The 13174-nt window shown below is 36.1% G+C and carries 10 protein-coding genes; 9 read left to right on the forward strand and 1 reads right to left on the reverse strand.

Going from position 1 to position 13174, the window contains the following annotated elements:
• Positions 1 to 14 precede the first annotated feature (14 nt).
• Together pheS and pheT are read left to right on the forward strand one after the other, a co-directional pair.
• Entirely contained in the window at positions 15 to 1079 is a 1065-nt protein-coding gene (gene pheS / locus GJE18_RS03630; RefSeq protein WP_107368703.1) for a phenylalanine--tRNA ligase subunit alpha, read from the forward strand.
• Positions 1073 to 3478 (forward strand): phenylalanine--tRNA ligase subunit beta, encoded by a 2406-nt coding sequence (pheT, locus tag GJE18_RS03635; RefSeq protein WP_107368704.1) that lies wholly within the window; start codon positions 1073 to 1075, stop codon positions 3476 to 3478. Before pheS ends, pheT begins: the two co-directional genes overlap by 7 nt.
• A gap of 218 nt (positions 3479 to 3696) precedes the next feature.
• Here the strand turns inward: pheT and rnhC are convergent, their stop codons facing one another.
• The gene (rnhC, locus tag GJE18_RS03640; protein WP_060550830.1) at positions 3697 to 4623 is read right to left on the reverse strand and encodes a ribonuclease HIII; all 927 of its coding nucleotides are present in this window, start codon (positions 4621 to 4623) and stop codon (positions 3697 to 3699) included.
• 199 nt (positions 4624 to 4822) lie between these two features.
• Here rnhC and zapA point away from each other — a divergent pair, with 199 nt between their 5' ends.
• The 7 genes from zapA (at position 4823) to GJE18_RS03675 (ending at position 13075) form a co-directional block, all read left to right on the forward strand.
• Positions 4823 to 5089, forward strand: a complete 267-nt coding sequence (zapA, locus tag GJE18_RS03645) for a cell division protein ZapA (RefSeq protein ID WP_037566133.1) — start codon at positions 4823 to 4825, stop codon at positions 5087 to 5089.
• Between the two features lies 1 nt (position 5090).
• Entirely contained in the window at positions 5091 to 5612 is a 522-nt protein-coding gene (locus tag GJE18_RS03650) for a CvpA family protein (RefSeq protein WP_085622564.1), read from the forward strand.
• A gap of 75 nt (positions 5613 to 5687) precedes the next feature.
• Positions 5688 to 7397, forward strand: a complete 1710-nt coding sequence (gene polX, locus GJE18_RS03655; protein ID WP_060550832.1) for a DNA polymerase/3'-5' exonuclease PolX — start codon at positions 5688 to 5690, stop codon at positions 7395 to 7397.
• Positions 7398 to 7577: 180 nt separating this feature from the next.
• Positions 7578 to 9926, forward strand: a complete 2349-nt coding sequence (locus GJE18_RS03660; RefSeq protein ID WP_107368705.1) for an endonuclease MutS2 — start codon at positions 7578 to 7580, stop codon at positions 9924 to 9926.
• 75 nt (positions 9927 to 10001) lie between these two features.
• Complete coding sequence (trxA, locus tag GJE18_RS03665; RefSeq protein WP_107368706.1) at positions 10002 to 10316, forward strand: thioredoxin; 315 nt, start codon at positions 10002 to 10004, stop codon at positions 10314 to 10316.
• 194 nt (positions 10317 to 10510) lie between these two features.
• Positions 10511 to 12301, forward strand: a complete 1791-nt coding sequence (uvrC, locus tag GJE18_RS03670) for an excinuclease ABC subunit UvrC (protein WP_107368707.1) — start codon at positions 10511 to 10513, stop codon at positions 12299 to 12301.
• A 162-nt stretch (positions 12302 to 12463) separates the two neighbouring features.
• Entirely contained in the window at positions 12464 to 13075 is a 612-nt protein-coding gene (locus GJE18_RS03675) for a succinate dehydrogenase cytochrome b558 subunit (protein ID WP_107368708.1), read from the forward strand.
• Positions 13076 to 13174 lie beyond the last annotated feature (99 nt).

Below are 13174 nucleotides of genomic sequence, written 5' to 3' on the forward strand. Positions count from 1 at the left end.
TAAGGAGGATTATTATGTCACACACAGATGAAATGGTGCAAATCAAAACCGAAGCACTTGGAGCGATACAACATGCCGATAGTGAAAAAGTGTTACAAGATGTGAAGGTCAAATATTTAGGTAAAAAGGGTCTTGTTACAGGATTAATGAAAAATATGAAGGATTTACCTAAAGAAGAAAAGCCAGCATATGGACAACAGGTTAATGATGTGCGTCAAGCTATTACTCAGGCTATTGACGAAAGACAAGCTTATTTATCTGAAGAAAGTTTAAATCAACAACTTGCTGAAGAATCAATAGACGTTACATTACCAGGTCGCCAAATTGCGAATGGAGCAACACATCCGCTGACGCGTACGATTGAAGAAATTGAAGATTTGTTTTTAGGGTTAGGTTATGAAATCGTCACTGGTTATGAAGTAGAACAAGATTATTATAATTTTGAAGCATTGAACTTGCCTAAATCACATCCAGCACGCGACATGCAAGATAGTTTTTACATTACAGAAGACATATTAATGCGTACACATACCTCACCTGTGCAAGCACGTACGATGGAAAAAAGAAAAGGTAAAGGGCCAGTCAAAATTATTTGTCCGGGTAAAGTGTATCGTCGTGATTCTGATGATGCTACACATAGTCATCAATTCACACAAATTGAAGGACTTGTTGTGGATGAAAACATTAAGATGAGTGATTTAAAAGGAACATTAGAACTATTAGCTAAATCCTTATTTGGTGCAGATCGTGAAATTCGATTACGTCCAAGTTATTTCCCATTTACTGAACCATCTGTTGAAGTTGACGTATCATGTTTTAAATGTAAAGGAAAAGGTTGTAATGTTTGTAAACAAACAGGTTGGATTGAAATTTTAGGTGCAGGTATGGTTCATCCTAACGTACTTGAAATGGCAGGTTTTGATTCAAAACGTTACTCAGGATTTGCCTTTGGTATGGGACCAGACCGTATCGCTATGTTGAAATATGGCATCGAAGATATTCGTCATTTCTACACAAATGACGTACGTTTCTTAGACCAATTTAAAGCAGTGGAAGATAGAGGTGAAACAACATGTTAATTTCAAAAGAGTGGTTAGAATCCTATGTAGATGTTGATGTATCGATTGAAGATTTAGCTGAACGCATTACACGTTCTGGTATTGAGGTTGATGATATAGTAGATTTCACTGCAAATATTAAAAATTTAGTAGTAGGCTATGTCGAAGCAATACAAAAGCATCCTGATGCTGATAAATTAAATGTATGTAAAGTGAATATCGGCGAAACAGAACCTGTTCAAATCGTTTGTGGTGCGCCTAACGTTGGTGCTGGACAAACAGTCATTGTGGCTAAAGTGGGTGGTCGACTACCAGGTGGCGTGAAAATTAAACGCGCGAAATTACGTGGTCAAGTATCTGAAGGGATGATTTGTTCGTTACAAGAAATTGGCCTAGCGAGCAATGTTGTGCCTAAGGCTTTTGAAGAAGGAATTTATAACTTTTCTACTCAAGTTGAACCTGGAACGGATGCGTTAAAAGCCCTTTATTTAGATGACCAATTAATGGAATTTGACCTTACACCTAACCGTTCTGATGCATTAAGTATGATTGGAACCGCATATGAAGTGGGCGCTTTATATCATCAACCAGTTCAAAAACCAGATACGTCAATCAAGGTAGAAACAGGTCATGCACAAGATGAATTGACAGTTAAAATCCTTAATGATGATAAAGTTCCGTATTATAGTGCACGTATTGTTAAAAACGTTCGAATTGCGCCTTCTCCAGAATGGATGCAAGCGCGTTTAATGAAAGCAGGCATTCGACCAATTAATAACGTTGTAGATATTTCAAATTATGTGTTACTTGAATATGGTCAACCATTGCATATGTTTGATCAAGACCAAATTGGTTCAAATGAAATTGTAGTACGTCAAGCGCGTGAAGGCGAAACAATGACTACTTTAGATGATCAAGAACGTCAATTACAGGAAAATGACATTGTAATCACCAATGGTGAACAGCCGATTGCATTAGGTGGTGTTATGGGTGGCGATTTCTCAGAAGTGACAGACCAAACTACAAATGTTGTAGTAGAAGGGGCTTTATTTGATCCTGTAGCGATACGTCATACGTCACGCCGTTTAAATTTAAGAAGTGAATCTTCAAGCCGCTTTGAAAAAGGATTGGCAACAGAATTTGTCAATGAAGCTGTAGACCGTGCCTGTCATCTTTTAGAAGTATTAGCTGGTGGATCAGTGATGCAAGGCCGTGTATCTCAAGGATACTTAGGTTCCTTTACGCATACTATTGACATTACTGTAGAAAAAGTCAACCGTACAATTGGTTTTAACGTTTCAGAATCAGAAATGATTGAAGCGTTAGAACAACTCGGATTTAAAACATCGGTTGCAAATGACACGCTACAAGTGATTGTGCCATCTCGCCGTCCTGATATCAAAATTGAAGCAGACATCATTGAAGAAATTGCGCGTATTTATGGTTATGATAATTTGCCATCATCACTTCCTGTATTTGAGACAGTGACTAGTGGTGCGTTAACAGACCGTCAACGTAAAACACGTGTTGTACGTCATGTGCTTGAAGGGGCAGGATTATCACAAGCCATTACGTATTCATTAGTAGATGAAAAGCGTGCAACGGCATTTACGACACAATCGCGTGATGTTATTAAATTGTTAATGCCAATGAGTGAAGCACATTCAACGTTACGTCAAAGTCTAATCCCTCACTTAATCGATGCAGCACAGTACAATGTTGCACGTAAAAATCAAAATATCGCATTATATGAAATTGGTAATGTCTTTTTCAGTAATGGCGAGGGTCAATTACCTGATGAAGTTGAATATTTGAGTGGAATAATGACAGGGGATTATGTCGCAAATCCATGGCAAGGTAAAAAAGAAGTTGTAGATTTTTATCTGACAAAAGGCGTTGTTGATCGTATTGCAGATAAATTGGCACTTTCATTTGACTATGAAACGGCCAAAATTGATGGGTTGCATCCAGGTCGAACAGCAAAAGTATTATGTCAAGGTGAGGTCATTGGCTTCATTGGTGAGTTACACCCATCTGTGGCTAAAACTTATGATCTAGGACGTACGTATGTATTTGAATTAAATTACGAAAAAATAATGACATTTAACGTAGGTTATATTAATTATAGTCAAATTCCTAAATTCCCTGGTGTAACACGTGATATCGCACTTGTTGTAGATACAGAGGTACGTGTATCATCACTTATTCATACAATTGAAAATACAGGAGGCCGTTTATTAAAACAAGCGTCTGTATTTGATGTATATGAGGGTGAACACATGGAAGCGGGCAAAAAGTCAGTAGCCATTCGTCTTGAATATTTAGATACTGAAAATACATTAACAGAGGCACAAGTTGCAGAGGTACATGAAGGGATCTTAAGAGCGTTAGAACACCAAGGTGCCACTTTGAGAGGATAAATTTTAAAACATGAAAGCAAGCGATGAAACAGGCTTTAAAGCTATTTCATCGCTTTTTTGTGCGCTTTATTTAAAAGCTAGTGAATGAAATCTCCTGAAATTTTATGGGAGTTGGAATAACAATCCTGTATATCCAAACAGCCAACAAATCATATTTAAATATGCACTTTGTTCACTGTTATACCTCTTTATTGATAGAAGTATAAGGAATTAAAACTTTACTTTGAATGTTTGGATTCAATTAATTTGAGTGCTTTATTTCTATTACTAAAATGTTTTTTTGTAATGAGGTCTAATTGGTTTAATCCATGTTTCTCAATGAGACGAGCAGCAAGAAGATCAACTTTACTACTTGCACCCTTTAAAATCGTTTGATGCATTTGTTGAGATAAACGATCCATATGTTTGACAAATGCATACCGTGAAATAATACTGGCAGCTGCAATTGCAAGAGATTTTGATTCACCCTTAGTTTCAAAATGTGTCCGTTCATCTAGTGGTATCGTTCCTAATGCATAGCGTTTATAAACACCAGGTTCTGCAAATTGGTCAATGACAATAGCATCTACTGCGTCATTATCAACTTTTTTGAGCACATTTTTAATACATTCATTATGTAAAACTGCTTTCATCTTTACTTGAGACCATCCCATCGCTTGACGTTCATTGTACTTAGGGTTGTCTAAAACGAGTAAAGAATGTGGGAGAAAAGTAACGAGTTGCTCGGCGAGTGATACTATCTTTGCATCATTTAATTTTTTAGAATCGTCCACACCAAGTGTTTTCAGTATATCGATGTGCGCTTGACTTACATAACAAGCACATACGGTTAGGGGACCAAAATAGTCACCACTGCCAGCTTCATCACTACCAATACAATTTTGTTGATTGTATTTGGACATTGATGGTGATGAAATTGATTTTTTAGCTGGTAGGGTAATCGCTTCTCCTAATAAAGCTGTCGCAACGGCGTCTGCATTGTTTCCTTGGAACATGACTTTACGTGATTTATATATACTAATAGTGACACCTTGATATTTCGCTTTAGCAATCATTCCTGGCCCGAGCTTAGAGGTGTCAGTATTGATTTTTTTCATCAGTTGATCGATTTCTGATTGAGATAATGTTTTTACTAAATTTGCCATAAGAACCCTCTTTTAATTTTATTCATCTATGAACTACGATATGTATTGTTTACATATATTGCAGTTTCAATCCTATCACAGATTGTAGGCACTGTGTGATGTATTGTGGTCAATCGTAATCCATGATACACAAAACCCACTGTCTCGTGTATAATGAACGATGATAAATAAATTTATTGATAGGGCTAGGTGAAAGGATATGGGTGAGTTTAAAAATAGAATAAACGTAACGATTAATGACCAGCACTATACGATTATTGGTGAGAATGATCCTGAGCATATTCGTTATGTAGCGGATTTAGTTGATGATAAAATTAGAACATTGGGACAGCGTAATGCTGGACTCGATTCCGTACGTAAAGCTGTACTTACAGCTGTTAATGTTACGCATGAATTGGTTTTGTTAGAAGAAGAGAATGCCAAATTACGCGAAGAGATACAACGTTTAAAACATAGAGGACATTAGGATGTTTATCGTAATAAGCGGTACCATCCTTCTTGTGTATGCCGCTTTGGGCTTTTATCGTGGCTTCCTCGCAAGCTTATTACACTTATGTAGTACAATATTTTCGATTTGGGTTGGACTGCAATTTTATGGACCCTTAAGTCGATATTTAAAATTATTTGTACCCTTTCCTAAAACGGATGCATTTCATATGCATTACGCGTTACCATTTAAACAACCTGAAAATGCATTTAATGCAGTTATCAGTTTATTAATCATTATGTTTATTGTGAAAGTTTTGATGCACGTCGTTTTGGATACGTTCTCATCTTTGGCTTATCGTCACCGTAATCTGTTGTCTTTACGTATTTTAGGTGTCATAACGAGTTTGATTTCAGGTGTTATTGTACTGCATTTTATAGTATTATTGATGGCACTGTATCCAGATGCGTTGATTCAATCTTCTTTGCAACATGCGACTTTAACAAAATGGTTCATTACAGACATTCCTATCCTATCTGAAATAACACTTACTTTAACTTAAATAAACTTAAGAGGCTGGAGCGTACGATGTAAAAATTACTTACGGTTTCATCCTCTTTTTTATGAGGTGAATTGAATGACTAAAAAAGATATCATACGTTTACTTGAGAATATTGCAACTTATATGGAACTTAAAGGTGAAAATGCATTTAAAGTTTCTGCTTATCGTAAGGCAGCACAAAGTCTTGAAATAGATGAACGCACTTTAGACGAAATTAAAGATGTTACAACCTTAAAAAATATTGGTAAGGGTGTCGGTGAAGTCATTGAAACGTATCGAACTACGGGGACATCTCCGACTTTAGAAACTTTACAAAATGAAGTACCTGAAGGATTAATACCATTGCTTAAAATTCAAGGATTGGGCAGTAAAAAAATTGCTAAACTGTATGAATCTCTTCATATAACAGATAAAGCTTCATTGCAAGCAGCATGTGAGGCAGGTAAAGTAAGTGAGCTAAAAGGATTTGCGAAAAAAACAGAGCAAAATATTTTAGAAGCTGTCAAAGCGATGGGTGCGAAGAAATCTCATTATCCTATTAACATGATGCGCGGACTCAATGATAAAATCACAACGTACTTAAAAACGATACCTGAAATTGAACGGTTTGAAGTCGCGGGTAGTTTCAGACGTATGAAAGAAATGAGTAAAGATTTAGATTATATTATAAGTACTAGAGCTCCTTTAAAGGTGCAAGCGGCATTAAAAAATATACCTAATAAAGTTAAGGAAGTAGCTGTTGGTGAAACGAAAGTCTCGCTAGAAATGAGTTATGAAGACGAAACGATAGGTGTTGATTTTCGTTTAATTGAGCCAGAAGCTTTCTATCATACATTGCAACATTTTACGGGTTCGAAAGATCATAACATTCGTATTCGTCAACTAGCAAAAGCACAAGGCGAAAAGGTAAGTGAATATGGGATTGAGCGTTCAGACGGACAATTACTTCATTTCAATAGTGAAGCTGAAATATATGCACACTTTAATGTTGAGTGGATTGCACCTAGTTTGCGTGAAGATGGTTCAGAGTTCGATAAAGATCTTTCAGATATTATTACACTTGACGATATTCGTGGTGATATTCATATGCATACGACTGCAAGTGATGGTGCGATGTCTTTACGAGAGATGGTTGAAGCCAATATACAAAAAGGCTATGAATTCATGTGTATTACTGACCATTCCAAAAATTTACGTGTAGCGAATGGTTTAAGTGTGGAAAAATTACTCAAACAAAATGAAGAGATTAAAGCTTTAAATCGGGAATATAATGAAATTGATATTTATTCTGGAACAGAGATGGACATTTTACCAGATGGAACGTTAGATTATGAGGACGATGTTTTAGCACAACTCGACTACGTTATTGCAGCGATACATCAAAGTTTTAATCAGAGTGAAGCGGATATTATGAAACGATTAGAAACAGCCTGTTACAACCCATATGTGCGACATATTGCGCATCCTACAGGGCGTATTATTGGACGTCGAGAGGGTTATAAAGTTAATATAGAGCAACTCGTGCGAATGTGTAGCGAAACGGGAACAGCATTAGAAATCAATGCCAATCCGCAACGTCTCGATTTAAATGCTACAATTTTACGTGCCCATCCACAACTTAAACTGACAATAAATACAGATGCGCATCATACAAATCATTTGGCGTTTATGCATTATGGTGTTGCGACAGCACAAAAAGGATTTGTAAAAAAATCACAAGTCATTAATGCTTATACGCGAGAACAATTTCAAGCATTTATTCGCCAAAGTAAATCAGTAAAATGATTTGAAGTAACGAATCGAAAATTAAATTGATGCATGTTTTAAAGCATTCATTTTAAGGTGATTATCCCGAAATGTGGTGCCTGTTGCAGTTGGGTTTATAATATAGACGTCTCTTGACAATAGAAAAGTAAGAAACGTAATCAAATTAATAATGGTGTACTTAAGAAATTGAGGGATTTTATGAAGCAAAAAACATTAGAAGTACTTGAATTTAATAAAATTAAGACGACACTTTTAAATGAAGTCATTAGTGATTTAGGAGCAGCAAAAATACATCAACTTTCCCCATCAACAGATTTTGATACTGTTGTGGCTCAAATGGAAGAATTAGATGAAATTGCTCAAATTTATAATCAATATCGTTTACCTAGTTTGAGTGGCTTATCCCAAATATCAGCTTATGTCAAACGTGCCCAAATAGGCGGTACATTAAATGTTCAAGAATTGAATGCGATTAAACGGATGATTCAAATTCAAAACCAGTTTAAAACTTTTTACAATCAACTTGTTGATGATGAAGAGACGATCAACTATCCCATGCTGGATAGTCAAATGATGTTATTACCAGTGTTGACACCGCTGTATCAATCTATAAGGGAAAAATGTGATGAAACCGACTTGTTTGATGCTGCAAGTTATGAATTACAATCGATACGTAGTAAAATTTCCAAAACAAACCAACGGATTAAGTCACAATTAGACCGTATTGTAAAATCATCTGGGAATCAAAAAAAGCTTTCTGATGCGATAGTGACAGTGAGAAACGAACGACATGTCATTCCGGTTAAAGCCGAGTACAGACAAGATTTCAGTGGGATAATGCATGATCAGTCTGCATCTGGACAAACAATTTATATTGAACCGTCATCTGTTGTTGAATTGAATAATCAGGTGAGTCGTTTACGTAATGAAGAAAAAGTAGAAATGGAACGCATCTTGGCACAACTTACAGCAAGTGTAGCTGAAGAAAGTGATGCGTTACTTGTGTCGGAAGATGTGATGGGGCATCTGGATTTTCTTATAGCTAAAGCGCGATATGGCGCTAATATTAAAGCAACGAAACCCACATTTACAACGACGAAGTCCATTTATTTGCCTAAAGCGTATCACCCGCTATTAGACCGTGAAACAGTCGTTGCGAATACCATTGCATTTGATGAGGACATCCAAACAGTTATCATTACAGGACCGAACACAGGTGGTAAAACAGTTACACTTAAAACATTAGGGTTAATCGTGATTATGGCGCAGTCGGGGTTACTTGTACCTACGTTAGATGGAAGTCAATTGAGTGTATTTGAAAATGTATTTTGTGATATTGGTGATGAACAATCGATTGAACAATCTTTATCTACATTTTCATCCCACATGAAGACCATTATTTCTATATTAAACGAAGCGAATGAAAATAGTTTAATTTTATTTGACGAATTAGGTGCTGGAACAGATCCAAGTGAAGGTGCAGCACTTGCGATGAGTATATTAGATTACGTTCAAAGTATAGACGCGCAAGTAATGGCAACGACACATTATCCAGAATTGAAAGCGTATAGTTACAACCGACCAGGTGTCATGAATGCGAGTGTTGAATTCGATGTAAATACGTTAAGTCCAACTTATAAATTGCTTATGGGTGTTCCAGGGCGTTCAAATGCTTTCGACATATCAAAACGTTTAGGATTGAGTTTAAAAATTATAAATCATGCGAAAACGATGGTGGGTCATGATGAAAAAGAAATCAATACGATGATTGCATCATTAGAAGACAATGCGAAACGTGTAGATGACCAACGTATTGAATTGGACCGCTTAGTACGTGAAGCCGAATCCTTACATCAACAATTAAGTCAAAAATATACGCAATATCAAAATTATGAAGCACGACTCATGGAAGAGGCGAAAGAAAAAGCAAATCAGCGTGTGCAATCAGCAACGCAAGAAGCCGATACGATTCTAAAAGAATTACGTGATATGAGGGACCGTAAAGGTGTCGAAGTTAAGGAGCATGAACTCATCGAAAAGAAAAAACAACTTGATGATCAATATGAAGTAAAATCGATTAAACAAAACGTTAAGAAACAACGTCATGATGTTATTCAAGTTGGAGATGAAGTGAAAGTACTTTCTTACGGTCAAAAAGGTGAAGTTTTAGAACGTATAGGCAATGATGAAGCTGTCGTTCAAATGGGTATTATTAAAATGAAATTACCTATAGAAGATTTAGAGAAAAAAGAGAAAGTAAAAGAAAAACCATCTAAAATGATTACACGATCCAATCGATCTACAGTTAAGATGGAATTGGACTTACGAGGATATCGGTACGAAGAAGCATTAAGTGCGTTAGATCAATATTTAGATCAGGCTGTATTGAGCAATTATGAAGATGTCTATATTATTCATGGTAAAGGTACAGGTGCGTTACAAAAAGGTGTTCAACAACACCTAAAACAACACAGAAGTGTATCAAGTTATCGAACTGGGATGCCAAGCGAAGGTGGATTCGGCGTTACAGTTGCAACACTAAAATAATGAGCAATTGAAATGAAAATTCGCAATGAATTTGATATACTTTGACTATCAACGAAATCAAGGAGGCAACTTCCTATGGCATTAATCGAAGTAAATGATTCAAATTTTAACGAACAAATTAACAGCGGTGTGAAATTAGTAGACTTTTGGGCAACATGGTGTGGCCCATGTAAAATGATTGCACCTGTTTTAGAAGATTTAGCAAATGATTATGATGGTAAAGCAGATATATTAAAATTAGATGTTGACCAAAACCAAGCTACAGCTGCTAAATTTGAAGTAATGAGTATTCCAACTTTAATCGTATTTAAAGATGGAGAACCTGTAGATAAAGTGGTTGGTTTTCAACCTAAAGAAAATTTAGCACAAGTATTAGATAAGCATTTATAATTTTTTAAAATTGACAGTGCATACGTCTGTACGTTTAAAGCGACTATTTTTAAATAAGCAAGTGTACACGATTGGGTTAGGATCTTTAATTTGTTCCAACCCTATGATTTACAATCATTTAGGCTGGGCGACGAATCTCTTTTAGATTTCGACCCAGCCTTTTCATGTATAGCGATGTAAGCGGGTGATAAAAAGTGAACGAAGTTAAAACGAAAATCAAACAAAAACTCTCCGTTTTACCGATGGAACCAGGGTGTTATTTAATGAAAGATCGACAAGATCAAGTGATTTATGTGGGCAAAGCAAAACGCCTTAGAAATCGCGTAAGGTCTTATTTTACAGGGGCACATGACTTAAAAACGACACGGCTTGTTCGTGAAATTGTGGATTTCGAATACATTGTAACCTCAAGTGAAACGGAGTCATTATTGCTTGAACTTAATCTTATTAAAAAATACCAACCACGTTATAATGTGTTATTAAAAGATGATAAAAGTTATCCGTTTATTAAAATCACGAAAGAACGTCATCCTAAACTCATTGTGACGCGCACAGTACGAAAAGGGAGTGGCAAATATTTTGGTCCCTATCCTAATGCTTACTCTGCCCATGAAACTAAAAAGTTATTAGATCGTATTTATCCATATCGGAAATGTGATAAAATGCCAGACCGACTGTGCCTCTACTACCATATTGGTCAATGTTTGGGTCCATGTGTCTATCCTGTAAAACAAAGTGAATACGATCAAATGACGAAAGAAATCAGTGATTTTCTCAATGGTGAGGATAAAACTATTTTAAAGCAGTTAGAAACACGCATGCATACTGCCAGTGAAAATTTAGAATTTGAACAAGCGAAAGAGTATCGTGATCTAATTGAACACATTCATAACTTAACGAAAAAACAAAAAATCATGTCTGCAGATCAAACCGTTAGGGATGTATTCGGATATCATGTGGAAAAAGGATGGATGTGCATTCAAGTCTTCTTTGTGCGACAAGGGAATTTAATTGAAAGAGAAGCGACAATGTTCCCTATACAACAAACTGCCGAGGAGGAATTTTATACATTCATTGGCCAATTTTATCAACTCAATCAGCATTTTATTCCTAGAGAAATACATGTACCTAAAGAACTGGATCATAGCATGATACAGTCTGTAGTTGACACTAAAATATTAACACCACAGCGAGGGGCGAAAAAACAACTGGTCGATTTAGCTAATAAAAATGCTAAAATTTCCCTTGAAAATAAATTTGAGATGATTGCACGTGACGAATCAAGAACGATTAAAGCAATTGAACAATTAGGGGATGCGATGGGGATTCAAACGCCAATTCGTATAGAAGCTTTTGACAACTCAAATATTCAAGGGGTCGATCCGGTATCCGCTATGGTGTCATTTGTAGATGGGAAACCTGATAAAAAAGGATATCGAAAATATAAAATCAAGACGGTTGAAGGTCCTGATGATTATAAATCAATGCAGGAAGCTGTGCGTCGCCGGTATACACGCGTATTAAATGAAGGGTTGCCTTTGCCAGATTTAATCATTGTAGACGGTGGTAAAGGTCATATGTCAAGTGTTATTGACGTGATTCAAAATGAATTAGGGTTAGATATTCCGGTCGCAGGTTTACAAAAAAATGAAAAACATCAAACGTCAGAATTATTATACGGTGAAGAGGCTCAAATCATTCCACTAAAAAAGAATGGTCAAGCTTTCTATTTATTACAACGTATTCAAGATGAAGTGCACCGTTTTGCGATTACATTTCACCGTCAAACACGACAGAAAACAGGGCTACAATCCGTATTAGACCAAGTGGAGGGGATTGGTCCTAAGCGCAAGACAAAGCTATTACGTCACTTTGGATCTATTAAAAAAATGCGCCAAGCATCACTCCAAGAATTACAAATGTGTGGGTTGCCTGAAAAAACTGCGAAAGCGCTCTATGACACATTGCACGAAGAAAATGGATAAAATTGGGTTGAGAATCATTCTCATACCCAATTTCGTCACATTTAGTGTTACAATGAAGAAAAGTTGATTTCTTTTTTTTAATAAGATGTGCAAACGTTTTCTTAAGGGCAACATTAAAAAAAAGAAGTCAAAAAAATTTAGTATCGCAGGGGGGACTTCCTTTTGGAACAATCGAAGAATCAATTCTACCTTAGAAGATTACATTCGTTGCTTGGCGTGATTCCACTAGGTGCATTTTTAGTAGTTCACTTAACAGTAAACCACCAAGCTACGCAAGGGGTAGACGCATTTAACAAAGCGGCAGGATTTATGGAATCATTACCATTTCTTTACGCGCTAGAATTTATTATGATATACATTCCGATTTTATTCCATGCGCTTTACGGTTTTTATATCGCATTTACAGCAAATCAAAATATCGGACATTATTCATATATGCGTAACTGGATGTTTTTATTCCAACGTTTATCAGGTTTGTTAACATTCTTATTCGTGATGATACATATGTGGCAAACGCGTATCCAAAAGTTATTTGGTGAAGAAGTAAGCTATGATATGGTTCATGAAATCGTATCCAATCCTATTTGGTTAATTTTTTACATCGTATGTATTATCGCCGTTGTATTCCATTTTGCTAATGGTTTATGGTCATTCCTAGTGACTTGGGGAATTTTACAATCTCCTAAATCACAAAAGGTATTTACATGGGTATCATTAGTGGTATTCTTAATCTTATCTTACATTGGCGTGAGTGCAATTTTAGCATTCGTTTAGATGTTGGCAAATTCGTGCATTTCAGAGCTTTAATAAGACAAAAATAAAACACTTGATTGATTAAGAATTGACACAAGCGTTTTTAGTCTTAACGTTTTA

Origin of the sequence: Staphylococcus agnetis (genome assembly GCF_011466855.1) — a bacterium.
Taxonomy (GTDB): Bacteria; Bacillota; Bacilli; order Staphylococcales; family Staphylococcaceae; genus Staphylococcus; species Staphylococcus agnetis.

Coding starts and splice junctions, on each gene's coding strand:
- pheS (WP_107368703.1), top strand. CDS start 15: ATGTCACACACAGATGAAATGGTGCAAATCAAAACCGAAGCACTTGGA.
- pheT (WP_107368704.1), top strand. CDS start 1,073: ATGTTAATTTCAAAAGAGTGGTTAGAATCCTATGTAGATGTTGATGTA.
- rnhC (WP_060550830.1), bottom strand. CDS start 4,623: ATGGCAAATTTAGTAAAAACATTATCTCAATCAGAAATCGATCAACTG.
- zapA (WP_037566133.1), top strand. CDS start 4,823: ATGGGTGAGTTTAAAAATAGAATAAACGTAACGATTAATGACCAGCAC.
- GJE18_RS03650 (WP_085622564.1), top strand. CDS start 5,091: ATGTTTATCGTAATAAGCGGTACCATCCTTCTTGTGTATGCCGCTTTG.
- polX (WP_060550832.1), top strand. CDS start 5,688: ATGACTAAAAAAGATATCATACGTTTACTTGAGAATATTGCAACTTAT.
- GJE18_RS03660 (WP_107368705.1), top strand. CDS start 7,578: ATGAAGCAAAAAACATTAGAAGTACTTGAATTTAATAAAATTAAGACG.
- trxA (WP_107368706.1), top strand. CDS start 10,002: ATGGCATTAATCGAAGTAAATGATTCAAATTTTAACGAACAAATTAAC.